The sequence below is a fragment of the Silicimonas lutimaris genome (assembly GCF_047314965.1).
Lineage (GTDB): Bacteria > Pseudomonadota > Alphaproteobacteria > Rhodobacterales > Rhodobacteraceae > JAVJUV01.
Genome location: NZ_JBLBVK010000058.1, coordinates 263107 through 281708, shown reverse-complemented (window position 1 = coordinate 281708; position 18602 = coordinate 263107). Strand labels below are relative to the sequence as shown.

Sequence of the window (18602 nt, the reverse complement as noted above, 5' to 3'; positions counted from 1 at the left end):
ACATGGGAAAGGTCGGGATCATCGGGCTGGGCATCATGGGTTCGGCCTACGCGAAGAACCTGATCAAGGGAGGGGTGTCGGTGGAAGGTGCCGACCCCCTGCCCGAGGCGCGGGAGCGGCTGGCCGGCATGGGTGGTGTCGCGCATCAGGCCGCCGGAGAGTGGCTGGCTGACTGCGATCTCGTGATCACTTCCCTGATCTCGCCCGCCATCCTGCACGAGATCACGGAAACCCTGGTGCGTGTTCTGAAGCCAGGACAGGTGGTCATGGAAACCGGCACCTTCGCCCTGGCCGACAAGATGGCCGCCCACGACGCATTGGTCGCGGCTGGCCTTCGTCCGCTGGACTGCCCCGTCAGCGGCACCGGCGCACAGGCTGCTGTGGCCGATCTCGTCATGATGGCATCGGGCGATTCCGAGGCCATCGCCCACGCGAAACCCTATCTCTCTCATATCACGAAAAAGGTGATCGAGGCGGGGCCGTACGGTATGGGCAGCAGGCTGAAATACATCGCCAACCACGCCGTCGTCCTTCACAACACCGCCGCTGCCGAGACGCTGGCTTACGCCGATGCGCTCGGGATGGACAGGCAGATGGTGTACGACATGCTCTCCTCCGGCGCAGGCCAGTCCAAGATGTCCGACCTGAGGATGCCTCTGATGATTTCAGGTCAATACGAACCTCCGACGGCCAGCCTGAAGATGTTTCGCAAGGACGTGACAGTCATCGGCGACGACATACGGCGCCTGGGCCTCAGCATGCCGCTCTTCGAGGCCGCCACGGAACGCTACGAGACGGCATTCTCCAGCGTGCCGAACACGTATGACGCGGCGGCAGTCTTCGAGGCCTACCGCACAAAGCCCCGGGAATGATCGCCGAGTTCCCCGACTTATGGGTGACACTCGGAATACTGGCCGTCGTCATGACGGCCGGAACAATCAAGGGCTCGCTTGGGATCGGCTTCCCGGCAGTCGCCATGTCGATATTTCCGATCTTCATCGAGCCGGCCCTCGGGGTCACGCTGATGGCGATCCCGATCTTTGTGACGAACGGCTACCAGTTTCTCAGCGTCAGGGGCTGGCCGACCATTGTACGGCAGTACTGGATCGCCGGCTTGTCGGTCGCGGTGACGATCTTCCTCGTTGTGCAGTTCGTCGCTGACGTTCCGTCTCGATGGATCAACGTCCTTGTGGGAGTTTCGCTTTCAGTCTTCGCGCTGGCATCGCTTCTGAAGCTGGAACTGAAAGTAAGCCCGCATCCTCTCTGGCAGCTGGCCGTAGGGATAAGCTCCGGCGTGATGGGCGGTGTCTCTGCGGTCAAGGCGCCGATCATGATCTACACGGTCGCCCTGAAACTGCCGCGAGAGCAGTTCATCTGCCTTGCCGGGTTTCTCTTTTCTGCGGGCGGGGTGGGTCTTGTGGGCGGAACATTCACCGCGACCCTTCTGAATGGCCCGACGTTTATCCTCTCGTTGGCCGCAACGGCGGTAGCGTTGATCGGTTTCCGGATCGGCGCGAAGATCAGACACCGCCTCAGCGACAAGGTCTTCCGCCTGGCCCTCCTGTGGATCATCCTCGCGCTCGGTCTCAGGCTGATCGTCGTCAACCTGATCTGACGATCTAAGTCCCCTCGGATTTCGAGCCATAGGCCGCGACGAGCGAGGCATCCAGCCCCTCGAACCCATCCGCCAGCGCTGCCTCTGCCCTCCTGCGTGCCGCCCCGATAATGGCGTTGCCCGAACCGTTCTGTTCCGCCAGAGCCACCATCGCGACCATGTCCTTCAACGCCACCTCGAGCTTGATGTTGACACCGCCCGGATCGCCATTGACCACCATGTCACGGATCGGAGGCACGCGGGTCTTCGCTGCGCCGATCGCACCGGAGCTGTCGGCAAGGATATCCAGCGCCAGCGAGGGATCGATGCCCCCTGCCCGCGCCAGACCAAGGGCTTCCCCGAGCGCACCCCAGTAAACCATGAGCGGCAGGTTGATCGACAGCTTCATTGCCGCGCCGCTGCCGACGGGCCCCATGTATTCCAGCCGCCGGGTCAGCTTCTCCAGCACGGGACGGGCGCGTTCGAAGTCCTCGGCTGTGCCGCCCGCTAGGCCAAGCAACTTGCCCGCGCGCGCCGGTGCCACGGTGCCTCCCACCGGACATTCGAGATAGGAGCCGCCCGCCTCGACCACAGCTTTCGCCAGTGCCTTGGAACGGTCCGGGGACTGGGTGCAGAACTCAACGATCAATGTCCCATCCAGACCCTGCGAAAGAAACCCTTCCGGGCCGAAGTAGACCTCGTCCGTAGCGGCGTCGTTGGCCAGCACGGACAAGATCACATCGACACGTCCCGCAAGCTCCGCCGGTGTCGTAGCGACTTCTGCCGACAACCCCTCCGCCTTGCCCGGGCTTCGGTTCCAGACGACCAGAGACACACCTTCTTCTTCAAGGCGTTCCGCCATGGCACGCCCCATGTTACCCAACCCGGCAATACCGACTTTCATGCTTTGCTTCCTCTCGTATCCACCGCCGCATGGCGGTTCGCGGAGTATAGGCCGCGGCGCCCCACGAGTCACCGAAGACGGACGCCGCGGCGGAATCTATTTCAGCCGAAAATTGCCTTGAAACGGTCGATACAGAGACGGAACCCGGCTTCGAAGTCACCGTTCCCGGGATGATACACGCTTTCGAACGAAATGACGCCATCATAGCCGTCGGCGCTCAGCGCGTCTGCGATGGGCTCGAACTGATCGGCCAGTTGCCCCTCGCCCATACGCCGGACCTCGAGCGTGGCTCTTGGGGTGTCAACCTTCACGTCCTTGATGTGAATGTGGCCGAGATAACCGTCCCTCACCTCGTCATAACCGTCCGGCCAGGCGCGCTCGTGACACCAGCAGTTATTCGCGGGATCCCAGAGGACTTTCAGCACATCCTTGGCATCAAGGTCGTCGATCAGTTTCCGCGCGGTGTAGTTCGAGTTCACCATGGTCCCGTTCCCGGTCTCGACCACCAGCGTCACGCCCGCATCCCGCGCCACGTCACAGGCGGGCGCGATCAGCGGCAGTGTCTTGTCCCAGGCGCCATGCGCAACGTTCCATTTCTCGGCCCCGTTCAGACCCCAGAGGATCTGTTCCTTCTTGTTCGTCATGATCCGGACCAACGGGCTGCCGACGACATGCGCCATGTCGATGACGCGCTTCAGGGCATCCATGTGGCGTGTATGGAGATCGTCTCCCGGCGTGTTGGCCGTCGTCATGCCCGCGAATACGTGACGGCTGAGGCAGGAAACGGGCTTGCCCCTGTCCCGAAGCAGCAGGTCGATTTCGCGGATCTCACCGGCCGAATGATCCCCTACCTCCTTTTCGCCGACGAACTGCAACTCGGCGTATGACAGGTCGAATTCGTCCATGACATCAACGGCATGAGCCAGATCGCGGCTGATACCGTCGCAGATGACGCCCAGCTTCATTTCGGCCCCTCCCGGTGCAGTTCGGCACCCACGATCTCTTCCATGACCCGCGTGCAGATCCAGTTGTCGCCGTTGGGATATTTGGTCCGGCCCGCATGGAAGATCTGCATCGCCGCCGCCGCCGTATGAAGTGGAACGCCCAGCTCCTGTCCCATGTCCATCGAGATCGTGAGATCCTTCCACATGGTGTTGATATGGCTGCCCGTACCCTCGAACTGCCGGTCGATGATCTTCTGAAGCGCGTTGTTGACCACGCCGCACCCCGCCGACGAGGTGGAGAAGACATCCAGCAGAACCTGCCCCGGGACGCCGGCCTTCGCCGCCAGCGCCGCCGCCTCGAAGGTGGCCGAGAACTGCGCTCCGATCAGGGATTGAAGGCAGGCCTTCACGGTCTGGCCTTCCCCCGGTTTGGTCCCGACCCGATGGATATTGGCACTGACCGCCTGCATCACCGGCGCCATCCGGTCCAGAAGGTCATCCGGCGCCGCAGCCATCATCGTCAGGGTTCCGGCCTGAGCGCCGGGATAGCCGCCCGAGACGGGCGTATCGATAAGGTCGATCCCGGTTCCTTCCATCGCCGCTGCGATCTCGCGCGCCTCTCGCGGCTTGATCGTGGCGGACAGGAGAATGCAGCCGCCGGGCGCCATGGTTTCAACAAGCCCACCCGGGCCAAGAATGACCTCCTTCGCCTCGGTCCCCTGCATGACCATGACGAAAACCGCGTCCGCATGACGGCCGACCTCGGCCACGTCGGCAACCGCCCGGCCGCCCATTTCACGGAACGCGGACATCCGCCGTTCCAGAAGATCGACGCCCCAGCACTCGAAACCGTTCTTGATGAGATTCTTCGCAAGGCCCGAGCCCATGTCGCCCAGACCGATGACACCTGTCTTGTTCATTGACAGACCCCCGTTTCAGCCGGTCACCCGGCATTTCGAAAATGACCCCGAAGGGCCGGTTTTCGCGGGGATTTCACGCGTCGGATGCGACGTCGGGCGGGTCCAGTAGACACCCCGCTGCCCGGTTAGGTGGTATCAGAGAAGCAGAGCGCCGGCGTTTTGGCAAGCGTGAAGCGAGGGGCGGCGCCCCTCGCGCTCCCCGCCGTTTTTGGACCAGGAAGAAAGAAAATTCGGTTCAAACCTTCCTTCTTCCTTTTCGAATATTTGCGGTGGCCTCTCGCGTGATCTGCCGTCAGCGGAGGTCTTCGGGCAGCAGTGCGTCCGGCATGTTCTGGAAGCAGACCGGACGCAGCCAGCGGCGGATCGCCAGCGTTCCGACCGATGTCGCGCCGAAGTTGGTGGACGCCGGGTAGGGCCCACCGTGAACCATCGAGTCGGCGACCTCCACCCCGGTCGGATATCCATTGGCGAGGACACGCCCGGCCTTCCGGACCAGAAGCGGCATCAGCACGCTTGCGTCCGCGTGGTCGTCGTCGTCGACATGGACAGTTGCCGTCAGCTGTCCCTGCATCGTCCTGGCGATGGCCACCATCTGCTCCAGCCCGGTCGTTCGCACCATGACGCCCAGCGGGCCGAAGACCTCTTCGCCCAACTCTTCATTGGCCAGCCAGTCCTCTGCGGATACCTCGTAGAGATAGGGGGTCGCATTCCGCAGATCGCAGACCGATGTCAGTACCTCGCGCACGCCGGCCGAGCCTGCGACCCGGTCCCGGCCCTCGCGATAGGCTTTCGCGATTCCGTCGGTCAGCATGGTCTGGGCGCCGATCCCGCCCAGGGCGACCTTGGCGGCCTCGGCGAAAGCGTCGCCCTCAGTCCCCTTGGGCACGACCGCGATTCCGGGATTGGTGCAGAACTGCCCTGCCCCCATGGTCAGCGATCCGGCCCAGCCCTGGGCGATCGCTGCACCGCGCGCAGCCAGCGCGGCCGGCATGATGAACATCGGGTTCACGCTTCCCAGCTCTCCGAAAAACGGAATGGGGTCGGGCCGCGACGCACAGAGATCGAACAGCGCCCGCCCCCCGGCCAGCGACCCGGTGAAGCCGATGGCCCGGATCAGCGGATGGGTGACCAGCGCTTCGCCGACCGCACGATTGCCGCCCTGAATCAGACTGAAGGTGCCCGCCGGCATACCGCAGGCCTCGACCGCCGCGGCAACGGCCTGTGCCGCAAGTTCGCCTGTTCCGGGATGGGCCGAGTGCCCCTTGACCACAACGGGACAGCCGGCGGCAAGAGCCGATGCGGTATCGCCACCGACGGTCGAGAATGCCAGCGGGAAGTTCGAGGCGCCGAAGACACCGACCGGACCTGTCGGAACCTGGATCATCTTGAGATCCGGACGCGGCAGGGGCTGGCGGTCGGGCAGTGCCGCATCATGCCGGCGGTCCAGGTAGGCACCCTTCCGGATGTGGTCCGCGAAGAGCCGCAACTGACCCGCGGTGCGTCCCCGCTCTCCGATCAGTCGCGCCTCCGGCAAGCCCGTCTCGGCGCAACCGACTTCGGTGATCTCGTCTCCCCTAGCGTCCAGTTCTTCGGCGATCGTTTCAAGGAATACCGCACGCGCTTCACGCGTCGTGGCCGAATAAGCCGGGAAAGCGTCTTCCGCGGCCTCGCAGGCGCGCGCGACCAGATCCGGTGAGCCGACCGCGAAGGTTTTTGGCTCTCCGCTCGATGGGGATGACTGGAACGTCGCCGGTCCGTCGACCCAGTTTCCCGCGATAAGATGCTTCCCTGTCAGCATGTGTGCTCCTCCCTCAGAATTCGAACGGCTCGACGGTGATCCGCCGGCCAAGTGTCATTGCATCCGCGACATGGATCATCGGGGCCAGGTCGACCTCGCTTTCCCCGTTGCGCACCAGTTCCGCCATACGCGCATAAAGCGCAGGGTACTCCCCCTCGAGCCCAGGCGCTTCCCCTTGCGATACTCCGTCGATCTCCAGCGCGTTCCCGCCATGTCGGAGTGCCAGGGTGCCCTCTGTCGTCTCGATCTCGATATCCCAGATATCGCGGCCCTCCTCGCGCCAATCGAACTCGGCGCTGACATTGCCGGAGAATGCGAGCCTTGCGGCGATCGGCGTTGCCCGGTTCTCGGGAAATGCCAGCTCGGCCGATTGGAGATGCACCGGCATGGGCAGGACCTCGGTCAGGATGGACAAGGCATTGATACCGGGATCGAAAACACCCATGCCGCCGGGTTCGAACACCCAGTCCTGCCCCGGATGCCATTTCCGCACGCTTTCCCGCCATGTGATATGTGCCCGCGTCACAGGCTTACCCGCCAGCCACGCCTTGGCGGCGGCCACGCCCTTCGCCATTCGGCTGTGCCATGTCGCGTAGAGCGAAACGCCGGACGCCTCGGCCATCGCCATAAGGGTATGGACTTCCGCCAGCGTCGCTCCCGGAGGTTTCTCCAGCATCACATGACGGCCCGCACGCAGTGCCGCCGCCGCATAACCGAAACGCGGGACCGGCGGCAGGCAGAGCGAGACAACCTCGATTTGGGGACAGCTCGCCAGCATCGTCTCCATATCGCGATAGGCATCCACACCCTGGACAGCTCCGTTGCGGCTGACCGTCGCCGCCAGCTGCCAGTCCGGACTTGCCGCGATCGCCGGCACATGTTGGTCGGTTGCGATCTTGCCGATCCCGACAAGCGCCACGCTCAGCGCATCGCTCATGATAACCCCTCTGTTTTTCTGAACCTATCTCCGCTTTCCGGGCCGGGATCGCAAGACCTATGTCCCGAAGTCACCGCAGGGATGGCATCGTCCGCATCTTCAAATCTCCATGGCCCTGGCAGATCATCGTCTCGCAAAATGGCTGCCGGCGCTGCCCTGTCACGGCCAATCGTAGGGCCGTGCGGGGTCGGCCACGGCCAGCTGGCCGCCCCTCACGAATGCATCCCGATACGCCCCCGGAGGCCGTCCGACCGTTCGGGCGAAGAACCTGTTGAACTGCGCGGCCGAAGAAAAACCAAGCAGGCCGGCAATCTGCTGTATCGAGTTCGAAGAGTTCTCAAGTTGCAGACGCGCCTCCAGCGCGACACGGCGATCAATCAGCTCCTTTGGCCCCAGGCCGCGGACCCTCCGGCAGATATCGCCAAGCCGGTCACGAGATACCCCAAGTGCCCGGGAGTAGTCGTTGACGCTCCAGCGCTCGCGGAAATGCGCTTCGACAAGGGCGCCATAATCGGCAAACACGCGGTGCGATGCGCCGGGTCGCTCTCTGATCTCCAGTTGCGACTTGCCGGCACGAAAGACCTCGACAAGGATCACACGAAGGTAGGCCTCGACCACCGCATGCGCTGCTGCACCGTCCGATCCGAGTTCGCGTCCGACCCCTTGGAATACCGCGCGGAGAGAAAGGAAATCGTCGCTGCTCGGCGTCAACGCAGATATGACAACCCGATCAGCCATCTCGCGCAGCTCACGCGTTTCGGGCATGTGACCGACCGCGTTCGCCAGGGCAGTCGGCCCTAGGATGATGTAGGTTCCGGATGTTCCCGCCTGAAACGTGACACGCGCGCCTCCTCCCCACGGCCGCCAGACAAGTGACGGCCCCGAAATCGGAGTGTCCGCGTCCGAGAAATGGGCGCCTCCGGACTCAATCAGAACTGCAAACCACGAGGGTCCGGCCAGGCTCTCCGCCAAGCCCACCACCCGGGGTCTCAGTGATCCGTCCAACAGGCCCGAACGAACGACACCGGCCGCGGTATGCTGATCAAAGCGCATCAAATTCCCACTTTTTGATAATATAATTCCTCATTTCGTCATTTACTCCAAGCCCAAACTAGCAATTTTGATATGTATCTCCGGAGAGCCTCCGTGAGTCGCAGCAGCTAGCCTGGGGAGGAGCAGCTGTACGAGACGAGCCTCATCATTAACGGGCAGTCGATTTCGCCCGCGCCCGGCGCTTCGTTCGAGAGGCGCGGTCCTATGTCGGACTCTGTCGTGACGCGCGCCGCCGCCGGGCGTGCGGCAGAGGCGCGTCAGGCAGCGACGGCCGCAGCCGGGGCGTTCGCCGAATGGTCGGCAACGTCTCACGAGGACCGGGTAGCCATTCTCGAATGCGCTGCTGCGCTGATGGAGGCAAACGCCGAAGAGGTTGTGGCGATTGCCTGCGAAGAGGTCGGGTCGTCGCCCGATTGGGTGCGTTTCAATATCGGCATCGCCGCACAGATGCTACGCCAGACAAAGGACCTCGCAGCGGCACTCCGGTCCGACAGTGAGCGACATGGCAATTACATTCTGAGCCGCCGCCCTGCTGGCGTGGTGCTCGGGATCGCCCCTTGGAACGCCGCAGTCACCCTGGCGACTCGCGCCATTGCCGCTCCGCTGGCCTGCGGAAACACGGTTGTGCTCAAGGGCTCAGAACTCTGCCCGAAGACCCATGAATGGGTAGCCGACATCGTCAACTCGGCCGGCCTGCCCGCCGGCGTGCTGAACTACATCACGAACGCGCCAGATCACGCAGAGGAAGTCGTCGATACGCTGATCGCGCACCCGGCTGTCCGGCGGATCAACTTCACCGGCTCGACACGTGTCGGACGCGAGATCGCCGTCGCCGCTGCGCGCCATCTCAAGCCCTGCCTGCTGGAACTGTCCGGGAAGGGAACGATGATCGTGCTGGCGGATGCCGATCTCGACCAAGCCGCCCGCGCCGCCGCCCATGGCAGTTTCTTCAACCAGGGCCAGATCTGCATGTCGACGGAGCGCGTCCTTGTCGAAGACAGTGTGGCCGAAGACTTCGTGGCAAAGTTCCGGGCCGAAGCGGAAAAACTGCGGTTTCGACCGGGAGACGCTCCGCTTGGTGCACTGATCAGCCCTGCCGCCGCAGTTCGCATCGGCGCCATGATCGAGGACGCGCTGGGAAAGGGAGCCTCGCTCGTCACCGGAGGCGAACTCTCGGGTGGCAGCATCCAGCCCACCATTCTCGATCGGGTGGGCCCGGGTATGCGCATCTACGACGAGGAAGCCTTTGGCCCCATCGCGGGCATCGTTCACGTCAGTGACCGCGATGAAGCACTTGCCATCGCCAACGACACGGATTTCGGCCTCGTGGCTTCGGTGTTCAGCGCCGATGTCATGGCCGCACAAGCCCTGCTGGGGGAGATCGAAACCGGCATTGGTCATGTCAACGGATCGACCGTGTTCGACGACCCGGCCATGCCGTTCGGGGGCATGAAAGCCTCGGGTTACGGACGCTTCGGTGGAACCGAAGCCCTGCGCGAATTCACGGAATGCCAGTGGATCGCAATTCATGACGACGCCAAGGACAACGGTCCGGGCGAAAATGACGTTCTTTAAGGGAGGACCAGACATGGAACGGAGAACGATTCTGAAAACAGCCGCGGCAGCGACGCTTGCCCTCGGCATTGCCAGCCCGGCGTTGGCGCAGGACGCGCTCAAGATCGGCGCGGTAGGCCCAAAGACCGGCCCGCTGGCAGGCGGCGCGGAAGTCACCTTCTGGCCGAACGTCCGGCTCTGGGCGCATGACGTGAACGAAGCCGGCGGTATCGACGTCGGCGGAACGAAGCGGATGGTCGAGATCATCGAATACGACGACCAGACCAATCCCGGCGAAACCATCAAGGCCGTTCAGCGTCTGGCCACCCAGGATGAAGCCGATTTCATCCTGGCCCCCTACGGGACCGGCCTGAACATCGCCTCGGCGCCGATCTTCGAGCGGTTCGGCTACCCGATGGTCACCCACACCGCCATCTCGGACCAGATCGAGGATCTGTCCTCGAAATTCCCGAACATGTACTTCCTTCTGGGCGGCGCGACCGGCCTGTCCGGCGGCGTGGTGGAGGTTCTGAGCCAGATGCGGGACGCGGGCGAGATCGGCAACACCGTGGCCATGGTCAACGTGGCCGACGCCTTCGGCATCGAACTGGCCGAAGTCGGCAAGCCGCAACTCGAGGCAGCGGGCTTCGAGATCGTCTACGAGTCGTCCTATCCTCTGGGCACTCAGGACCTGTCGCCCGTCATCAAGGGCGCCAAGGACGCGAATCCTGATGCCTTCGTGGCGTGGTCCTACCCGCCCGACACCTTCGGCCTGACCGAACAGGCCATGATCGAGGGCCTTGCGCCCAAGGCGTTCTACACCGCCGTCGCCACCGCATTCCCGGCCTATGCCGGCCGCTTCGGCGCCGCGGCGGAGGGTGTTCTGGGTGCGGGCGGCGTTTACGCCGACGGCGACGCCTTCAAGGAATACGCGGCACGCCACGAGGCGGTCACCGGCGCCAAGCCCGACTACTGGGCCTCGGCTCCCGCCTATGCCTCTTTCCAGATCCTTCAGCAGGCGATCGAGGGCGCGGGCACGACCGACAAGGCTGCGGTCGCCGAGTACATCGGCAACAACGGCTTCGACACCGTAATCGGCCGCGTCGAGTGGGACGAGAACAACTCGAACGCCAAGTACTGGACCGTCGGTCAGTGGCAGGGCGGCGTCTTCAAGGGTGTCGCGTCGACCGGCCGTGAAGGCGCGGTCGCAGCCATGCCGAAAACCGGCTGGGAATAAGCGCTACCCGGCTCCGGGGCTGAAGCCTCGGGGCCGGACCACCGAGAGGACGGCATGGATATTCTGATCACGGGCCTTTTGCTGGGAGGCACCTATGCGCTGATCGCCATGGGGCTGAACCTGCAATATGGAATCGCGCGCATCATGAACCTCGCCAACGGCGAGTTCCTGGTCGCGGGCGGCTTTGCCGCCTTCTGGTTTTATACCGCCGGGCAGGTCAGCCCGCTTCTGACGATCTTCATCGTCGCGCCTCTGGCCTTTGCCGTGAACTGGCTGATCTACGTCATCATGCTGCGCCCGCTGGTCAAACGCGCCAAGTCGCGCGGGCAGCTCGAAGTCGATGCGATCCTGACCACGTTCGGCCTCGCCTTCGTCTCGGTCGGCCTGATGCTGGCCGTCTTCGGAGGCGACTATTTCTCCTACTCCTACCTCGCCCGCCCCGTGCAAATCCTGGGTGACACCTTCGCGCTGAACCGCCTGACCGCAGCCATCGCGGCCGCCATCATCTGCGGCGGCCTCTGGCTCTGGCTGAACAAGAGCCGCGCAGGCATGTCGATCCGCGCCATCGCGGTCGCTCCCGACAGCGCCCGGCTGGTGGGCATCGACGTGCCGAAACTCTCGGCGCTGGCCTTCGCGCTTGGCGGCGCCGTCACCGCCGTGGGCGGCGCGCTGATCTCGACATTCCTGACGCTGGACGCCTCCACTGGCGTAATGTTCACGCTGAAGGCGCTGGTCATCGTCATCATGGGCGGCGTCGGAGACGTGCGCGGCACGGTTGTCGCGGCACTTCTGCTGGGTCTCCTGGAAACATTTGTCGCCACGATGATCGACCCCGGTTTGACCCTCGCTGCAGCCTATTTGATGTTCGTTCTGATCCTTCTCTTCCGTCCCGAGGGCCTGTTCGGGAGGAAAATCGCATGACGGCGCGCGACTGGCAGAACATCATCCTCTGCGCGGCGCTTCTGGCGATCGCGGCCTGCCTGCCATTGACGGGCGATGCCTACCTGCTGACCATCGGCGTGACGATCGCGATGTATACGGTGCTCTCGACCTCCTGGGCGCTGTTTTCGGGACCGACGCATTACATCTCGCTGGCCACTGCCGCCTTTTTCGGATTGGGCACCTATACCACCGCACTGGGCATCGAGAACGGCCTGAACTACTGGCTGACCTTGCCTGTCGCCGGCATCCTCGGCGCCGTCGTGGCTGGCCTCGTCGGATTGGCAACGCTCAGGCTCTCGGGCGTCTATTTCGTGATCTTCACGCTCGGCCTGTCCGAACTGGTGCGCCAGCTGGTGACTTGGGGCCAGAACGTGTCGGGCCAGAAGGGCCTCTATGTGCTGACCGATCTCACCGAGACGCATATCTACTGGCAGCTGGTGGCGCTGGCCGGGATCGTCTACCTGATAGGCTGGGCCATCGGCCGCTCGCGTCTTGGCTTTGCGCTGCGCATCATCGGCGATGACGAGGAAGTGGCCCGCCACTCCGGCATCAACACCGCACGCGCCAAGGTACTGCTGTTCATGGTCTCGGGCGCGGTCGCTTCGGTTGTGGGCGGTGTCCTCGCACCGCGCTACATCTACATCGAACCGTCCCTCGCGTTCACACCCATGCTTTCCTTCCTCGTCGTGATCATGGCGCTTCTCGGCGGACTGGGCCGCCTCTGGGGGCCGATCGTCGGCGTGATCCCGTTCACCTTCCTCTGGGAGGCGATCTCGGCCAGCTTCCCGAACCAGACGACCCTGCTCCTCGGCGTCAGCTTCCTGATCATCGTATACCTTCTGCCCAAAGGGTTCGTCGGCCTGATCGAGGCGATCCGCCGCAAAATCACCAACCGCGAGGCCTTCCCATGAGGACCGGCACGCCCATCCTGTCCTTGCGCGGGGCAACCAAGAGGTTCGGCGGGCTGGTCGCGGTCAACGACATCGATTTCGACGTGACCGAGCACGAGGTCATGGGGTTGATCGGCCCGAACGGGTCGGGCAAGTCGACGACGCTGAACCTGATATCGGGGGCGCTGAAGCCGACCTCCGGGACTATCTCGCTGCGCGACACGCCGATCACCGGCTTGCCCGCGCAGGATATCGCGCGCCGGGGAATCGCCCGCACCTTCCAGCTCGTGCGGCTGCTGCCGTCGATGACGGTGCTCGACAACGTCCGCGCCGGAGCGGTGTTCGGTCATCGTCGCCGCTGGGGAAGCGAGGCCGACGCCCACGCCCTGCGGATGCTGGAACTGGTGGGACTTGCCCGCCGCGCCTACGCGACAGTCGGGCAACTGACCTATATCGACACCAAGCGGGTCGAACTGGCCCGCGTACTGGCGTCCGATCCGAAGATACTGTTGCTGGACGAGTGGCTTGCCGGGCTGAACCCGACCGAGCTTGAAGAAGGGATCGCCCTGATCAGACGGCTGCGCGATGAAGGCAGGACGATCATTCTGGTCGAACACGTGATGGATGCGATCCGCTCGCTCTGCGACCGCTGCGTGGTCATGTCCTCGGGCCTGAAGATCGCAGAAGGGACGCCAGACCAGGTTCTGTCGGACCCGGAAGTCATACGGGCCTACCTGGGAGACGACGATGCTTGAGGTGAAAGGTCTTTCCGTCAGCTACGGTCAGCACCGCGCGCTCGAGAACGCATCTCTCCGGGTCTCACCCGGCGAAATCGTGGTTATCCTCGGCGCGAACGGAGCGGGGAAATCCACGCTCCTGAAGGCGCTCTCCGGAATATGCGAAGGAAAGGCGACCGGCTCCGTCACGCTGAGCGGTGATGAACTGATCGGCCAGAAACCCGACCGCATCGTCGAGTCCGGCCTGGCACTCGTTCCCGAGGGACGCGGCATCTTCGGTGATCTTACCGTTCAGGAAAACCTGCTCCTTGGCGCCTATTCCGAGCGTGCCCGCGACGACGAGGCGAGCAATCTTGAACGCGTCCTGACGCTGTTTCCGAAACTTGCCGAACGCCGCCGGCAGACTGTCAGAACCATGTCGGGCGGCGAGCAGCAAATGGTCGCAATAGGTCGGGCCATGATGTCCAGCCCCGAAATTCTGGCCCTGGACGAACCCTCGCTCGGCTTGTCGCCTCTGCTCTGCAAGGACCTGTTCCAAAGCCTGCTGACGGTCAGGGCCGCCGGTCTGGGCGTGCTCCTGGTCGAGCAGAATGCAAAGCAAAGCCTGCGGATCGCCGACCGGGGCTATCTCCTCGAAAATGGATCGATCGTTCATGAAGACACAGCCGAAAAGCTGGCAAAGGATCCGGCTGTTCAGAAAGCCTATCTGGGCGGTGGCGGAGGTCGGGCAGCACCGATGACCTCGACACCGACACCCAAAACGGCACTGGCCAGTACGCCGCGTCCGGCCTCGGGCCCCTCGCCCCGCGACATTGCCGCCGCCGCCTTGAAGGGCCTGACGTCACCGGCCCACCCCACGCCGCAGCAGACGCCCCGGGCAACACCGGCGGCACCCGCTCCGGCTCGGCAAACCGTGCCGAAACCCGAGTTCGTCTCGCAGAAACCCGTCCGCACGGCCCCGGCTCCGACCGCGCCCAATGTCGACGACCTGGTCGCCCGGGCGAGCGCCAAGGCGTCCCGCCGCCCGACCGGCAGCGTGCCGCCGCGCGCCCAACCCATGCCCGGCCCGGCTCCCCGGCGCCCGGAACCGGCGAAAATGCCGGATCTCAGCGCGTCGTCCGATCGGTTGCGCACAATTCTCGACGAAATCGAATCCGCCGCCCGCCGCGCCGAGAGCTATCGGCCCGGCCATGACAGGAGGTAACTTCCATGCTTGATACGCCGAACGTCTCACCGAACATCCGGGGGATGTACATCGGAGGCTCGTGGGTTCCCGCAGCCCGGACCTTCGACGACCTGAACCCGTCCGACAACACGCTCTACGCCCGCATCCCCGACGGCAGCGCCGTCGACATGGAGCGCGCGATCCAGGCCGCGCAGGCCGCCTTCCCCGAATGGTCGGGCAAATCCTTCCAGGAACGCGCAAAGGCGCTTCTGCGCGTCGCCGACATCTGGGAGCGCCGCAAGGACGACTTCATCAACGCCGTGATGTACGAAGGCGGCGGCTGGTACGGCAAAGGCGTGTTCGAGGCCGGCTTCGTCGCCGAAATCTTCCGCACCTCCGCCTCGCTCTGCTACCAGTCGATCGGCGAGGTGCTGCCCTCGGAGCATGGCAAGGTCTCGATGGCCACGCGCTGGCCGCTTGGCGTTGTCGGCGTCATCAGTCCCTGGAACATGCCGGGCATCCTGACCTCGCGCGGTTATGCCGCCGCGCTGGCAGCGGGCAACTGCGTGGTGCTGAAACCGTCCGAAGACACGCCTTACTCCGGCGGACTCTACCACGCAGAGATCCTTGAAGAGGCCGGCATTCCGGCCGGGGTGTTCAACGTGGTGACCTGTTCGCGCGACAACGTGGCCGAGGTTGGCGACGCGATGATCGAACATCCGCTGGTCAAGGGAATCTCGTTCACCGGGTCCACCGCCGTGGGCCGGCACATCGCGGCCAAGTGCGGCGCGTACCTCAAGAAGTGCTGCGTCGAACTGGGCGGCAAGGACTCGATGATCGTGCTCGAGGATGCTGATCTCGACAAGGCTGCCGAAGCCGCGAACTTCGGCTGCTTCATGCATCAGGGCCAGGTCTGCATGTCGACCGAAAAGCTTCTGGTCCACGAAAGCGTCTACGAGCCCTTCATGCAGCGTTTCCTGGCCCGGGCCGCCAAGCTGAAGACCGGCCACGTCAACGACAAGTCCAACACTATCGGCCCGATGGTGAACACGCGGCAGGCACATCGCGTCAAAGCTCTGATCGATGACGCCGTCGCCAAGGGCGCGCATGTCGACCTGGGTGGCAACGCCTGGGAGAACTTCGTCGAACCGACCGTTCTGTCGAACATCAACACGAACATGGACATCTGGCACGACGAGACCTTCGGGCCCGTGGTCATGGTCTGCCCCTTCCGGACGGAGGAGGAGGCGATCTCCATGAACAACGACACGGAGTACGGCCTGACCGCCGCGATCTGGACGGCGGACGAGGCGCGCGCGCTGGCCATGGCCGGCCGGCTAGAGACCGGCATGGTTCATGTCAACGACCAGAACATCAACGACGAACCGCAGGTGCCCTTCGGGGGCGTCAAGGCCTCGGGCGTCGGGCGTTACGGCGGCCGCTGGTCGCTGGACGCTTTCACGGAACTTCGGTGGATCACGCTGGAACGCGGCGGCCGCCATTACCCGCCGGTCTTCTGATCGGCACAAGGGAGGAAAGACCATGAACGCTCTCGGATGGATCATCCTGATCGTCGTCGCCGTTGCGATTATCGTCGCACTGGCGGCGTGGTTCTACGAACGCGCTACCAACGAGGTCAGCCTCGTGCGCACCGGTATCGGCGGCCGCAAGGTCATCATCGACGGCGGTACGCTTGCGATCCCGTTCTTTCACGAGATCAGCCGGGTCAACATGCAGACGATCCGAATGGACGTCTCGCGCACCGGCGATCAGTCGCTGATCACCAAGGATCGGATGCGCATCGACGTCGGTGCGGAGTTCTACGCCTCGGTCGTGCCCGACGAGGCTGCGATCACCCGCGCGGCGCAGACTTTGGGCCGCAGGACCTTCCAGCCGGACCAGCTGAAATCCCTGATCGAGGGCATGATGGTCGATGCGCTCCGCAGCGTCGCGGCGCAGATGACGATGGACGAGCTGCACGAGAACCGGTCGGAATTCGTCCGCCAGGTGCATAGCGCGCTGGCCGACACGCTGACCAAGTACGGGCTTCAGCTCGACAGCGTCTCGCTGACCGCGCTGGACCAGACGCCCTTCGCCGCGCTGGACGAGAACAACGCCTTCAACGCCGTCGGCATGAGAAAACTGGCAGAGGTCATCGCCAAGTCAAAGCGCGAGCGCGCCGAGATCGAGGGCGACACCGCCGTTGCCGTCCGCCGGGCCGAGGTCGAGGCCAGTCAGCGCCGGCTCCAGATCGAACTTGAGGAACGCCGCGCCGAGATCGCGCAGACCCAGGAGATCGAGACGCTTCTGGCCGCTCAGCTGACCGAGGTCGCCCGCCGCAAGGCAGAAGCTGAACGCGAAGCGGCGCAGGCGCGCATCCGGATGGAGCAGGAAATTCAGTCCGCCTCGATCCAGCGCGAGCTTCAGGTCCGCGAAGCCGAGATCGCGCAGCTCCGCGCTCTGGAAATGGCCGAGCAGGACAAGACAATCCAGATCGCGGCGAAAAGCCAGGAGGAAAGCAAGGCCCGTGCCGAGGCGACGGTTGCCCGAACCGCGCTGATCAAGGCCGAGGAAGACATCCGCACGCTGAAGGAAATGGCCGAAGCCGAGCGGCGCAAGGACCTGGCGCTGCTCGCAGCACGACAGGACGCCGAAGCTAACGCGACCCGCGCCCGCATTACAGCCGACGCCGATCAGGAGGTCGCCAAGGTGAAAGGCGTGATCCGGCGCGAGGAAGCCGCGTCACTCAAGATCTACAAGCTGGCCGAAGCCGAGGCCGAAGCGGCGCGGATCAAGGCCGAGAACGGCCGCTCGGACGCGGCCATGGCGCTTGAGGCGGAACGCATCCGGCTTGAAAAGCTGCCGGCGATCCTCAGCGAAGTCGTCAAACCCGCCGAGAAGATCAAGGGGATCAACATCAATCACATCTCGGGACTCGACCGCTCCGGCGGCGGCGGCGCGCCCTCGCCCGTTGGTCAGACCATCGAGTCGATCCTAGACATGGCGGTCGCGCTGCCCGCCATGAAGAAGATCGGCGACCAGATCGGAGTCAACCTCGACGGCGTCCTGCCCGACGACAAGAAGGGCTGAACCGGGCTTGTGACTGGCCCGCGGGCAAATGCGGGTCAGTCGACATTGGTGGCGTCCTTGTACATCACCCTGTGCCGGCGCGTCTTGATCCAGTCGGACAGTTCCTCATCCGACATGAAGTGATCCCGGTTGTAGCCGTCCCAATGGAGGATTTCCGCCTGCGGCCGGCGCCAGCGCTTGTAGGGTTTTGCCGCTGCGGGGCCGAAGAGGAAGATGTCCAGCACCGAGATCTCATCCGGAATACCCAGAAGCGGACGCATGGCGTTCTGTGCCTCTTCCTGCCCGATGGCGGTCACCCACCAGACGTTGTAGCCCAGCGCCGCCGCGGCCAGATGCGCAGACATCGTGGCCGCCGCTACCGATTGCAGCAGGATACGTTCCGCATTCTCATGGTACATGCGATCCAGGTCGGAGCCGTCGTTCAGTACCGGGAAGGCATTGGTCCAACGCATGTCCGAGCAGACCACGACGAAACCCGGCGCGGTCGCCAGACCCCGGTAATCCGGCGTCGGGAACTTCATCTTCGCCTTGGCCCGGAAACGCTGCTCGGCCACGAAATAGTCCGCGATCTTCTGCTTGGTCTCTGCCTCACGAACCACGATGAACTGCCACGGCTGCGAATTGGCGCCCGAAGGCCCGTGCCGCGCGGCCTCGATGATCAGCTCGAAATGCTCCTCCGGCACGACGTAATCCGGATCGAACTTGCGCACCGTCACGCGGTTGCGGATCACCTGCATCAGCGCGTCATAGCGCGTGCGGTCCCCGATCTCGGGCAGATCGACCTCGGCTTCCGCTTCGGCGAGGTCCACGGCTGGGGTTGTCTCGGTCATGTCATCC

General features: G+C 64.1%; 17 protein-coding genes. 10 read left to right on the top strand and 7 right to left on the bottom strand.

Annotation, left to right across the window (positions count from 1 at the left end; all coding sequences use genetic code 11):
- Positions 1-2: 2 nt before the first annotated feature.
- Both ACKLNI_RS20985 and ACKLNI_RS20980 read left to right on the top strand, forming a co-directional pair.
- On the top strand, positions 3-872 hold the full coding sequence (locus ACKLNI_RS20985; protein WP_413721060.1) for an NAD(P)-dependent oxidoreductase: 870 nt from the start codon (positions 3-5) through the stop codon (positions 870-872).
- A complete protein-coding gene (locus ACKLNI_RS20980; RefSeq protein ID WP_413721059.1) occupies positions 869-1615 on the top strand; it encodes a TSUP family transporter in 747 nt (248 codons plus the stop codon). The genes ACKLNI_RS20985 and ACKLNI_RS20980 overlap by 4 nt, the downstream gene beginning before the upstream one ends.
- Before the next feature lie 4 nt (positions 1616-1619).
- Here ACKLNI_RS20980 and ACKLNI_RS20975 read toward each other — a convergent pair whose 3' ends face one another.
- The 6 genes from ACKLNI_RS20975 to ACKLNI_RS20950 all read right to left on the bottom strand — a co-directional run bounded on the left by ACKLNI_RS20975 (position 1620) and on the right by ACKLNI_RS20950 (position 8150).
- Entirely contained in the window at positions 1620-2498 is an 879-nt protein-coding gene (locus ACKLNI_RS20975) for an NAD(P)-dependent oxidoreductase (RefSeq protein WP_413721058.1), read from the bottom strand.
- A 101-nt stretch (positions 2499-2599) separates the two neighbouring features.
- Entirely contained in the window at positions 2600-3463 is an 864-nt protein-coding gene (locus ACKLNI_RS20970) for a sugar phosphate isomerase/epimerase family protein (RefSeq protein ID WP_413721057.1), read from the bottom strand.
- Positions 3460-4362, bottom strand: a complete 903-nt coding sequence (locus ACKLNI_RS20965) for an NAD(P)-dependent oxidoreductase (protein ID WP_413721056.1) — start codon at positions 4360-4362, stop codon at positions 3460-3462. The genes ACKLNI_RS20970 and ACKLNI_RS20965 overlap by 4 nt, the downstream gene beginning before the upstream one ends.
- A gap of 292 nt (positions 4363-4654) precedes the next feature.
- Positions 4655-6160 carry an aldehyde dehydrogenase (NADP(+)) gene (locus tag ACKLNI_RS20960; protein WP_413721055.1) on the bottom strand — a complete coding sequence of 502 codons (1506 nt, stop codon included), beginning with the start codon at positions 6158-6160 and terminating at the stop codon, positions 4655-4657.
- A gap of 13 nt (positions 6161-6173) precedes the next feature.
- Complete coding sequence (locus ACKLNI_RS20955) at positions 6174-7097, bottom strand: Gfo/Idh/MocA family protein (RefSeq protein ID WP_413721054.1); 924 nt, start codon at positions 7095-7097, stop codon at positions 6174-6176.
- A 159-nt stretch (positions 7098-7256) separates the two neighbouring features.
- Positions 7257-8150, bottom strand: coding sequence for an AraC family transcriptional regulator (locus ACKLNI_RS20950; protein ID WP_413721053.1), 894 nt, complete (start codon positions 8148-8150; stop codon positions 7257-7259).
- 126 nt (positions 8151-8276) lie between these two features.
- Here ACKLNI_RS20950 and ACKLNI_RS20945 point away from each other — a divergent pair, with 126 nt between their 5' ends.
- Genes ACKLNI_RS20945 through ACKLNI_RS20910 form a run of 8 tightly spaced genes read left to right on the top strand, consistent with a single transcriptional unit; the run spans position 8277 to position 17765 of the window.
- Complete coding sequence (locus tag ACKLNI_RS20945) at positions 8277-9725, top strand: aldehyde dehydrogenase family protein (protein WP_413721142.1); 1449 nt, start codon at positions 8277-8279, stop codon at positions 9723-9725.
- A gap of 13 nt (positions 9726-9738) precedes the next feature.
- Positions 9739-10941, top strand: a complete 1203-nt coding sequence (locus tag ACKLNI_RS20940; RefSeq protein WP_413721052.1) for an amino acid ABC transporter substrate-binding protein — start codon at positions 9739-9741, stop codon at positions 10939-10941.
- A 54-nt stretch (positions 10942-10995) separates the two neighbouring features.
- Positions 10996-11862 (top strand): branched-chain amino acid ABC transporter permease, encoded by an 867-nt coding sequence (locus tag ACKLNI_RS20935; protein WP_413721051.1) that lies wholly within the window; start codon positions 10996-10998, stop codon positions 11860-11862.
- Positions 11859-12794: a branched-chain amino acid ABC transporter permease gene (locus ACKLNI_RS20930; protein WP_413721050.1), complete on the top strand. Its 936-nt coding sequence runs from the start codon at positions 11859-11861 to the stop codon at positions 12792-12794. The genes ACKLNI_RS20935 and ACKLNI_RS20930 overlap by 4 nt, the downstream gene beginning before the upstream one ends.
- Positions 12791-13528 carry an ABC transporter ATP-binding protein gene (locus ACKLNI_RS20925; RefSeq protein ID WP_413721049.1) on the top strand — a complete coding sequence of 246 codons (738 nt, stop codon included), beginning with the start codon at positions 12791-12793 and terminating at the stop codon, positions 13526-13528. The genes ACKLNI_RS20930 and ACKLNI_RS20925 overlap by 4 nt, the downstream gene beginning before the upstream one ends.
- On the top strand, positions 13521-14714 hold the full coding sequence (locus tag ACKLNI_RS20920; RefSeq protein ID WP_413721048.1) for an ATP-binding cassette domain-containing protein: 1194 nt from the start codon (positions 13521-13523) through the stop codon (positions 14712-14714). The genes ACKLNI_RS20925 and ACKLNI_RS20920 overlap by 8 nt, the downstream gene beginning before the upstream one ends.
- A gap of 5 nt (positions 14715-14719) precedes the next feature.
- The gene (locus ACKLNI_RS20915) at positions 14720-16195 is read left to right on the top strand and encodes an aldehyde dehydrogenase family protein (protein WP_413721047.1); all 1476 of its coding nucleotides are present in this window, start codon (positions 14720-14722) and stop codon (positions 16193-16195) included.
- Between the two features lie 22 nt (positions 16196-16217).
- The gene (locus tag ACKLNI_RS20910) at positions 16218-17765 is read left to right on the top strand and encodes a flotillin family protein (protein ID WP_413721046.1); all 1548 of its coding nucleotides are present in this window, start codon (positions 16218-16220) and stop codon (positions 17763-17765) included.
- A gap of 35 nt (positions 17766-17800) precedes the next feature.
- Here ACKLNI_RS20910 and ACKLNI_RS20905 read toward each other — a convergent pair whose 3' ends face one another.
- Positions 17801-18595, bottom strand: a complete 795-nt coding sequence (locus ACKLNI_RS20905) for a nitroreductase family protein (protein WP_413721045.1) — start codon at positions 18593-18595, stop codon at positions 17801-17803.
- Positions 18596-18602 lie beyond the last annotated feature (7 nt).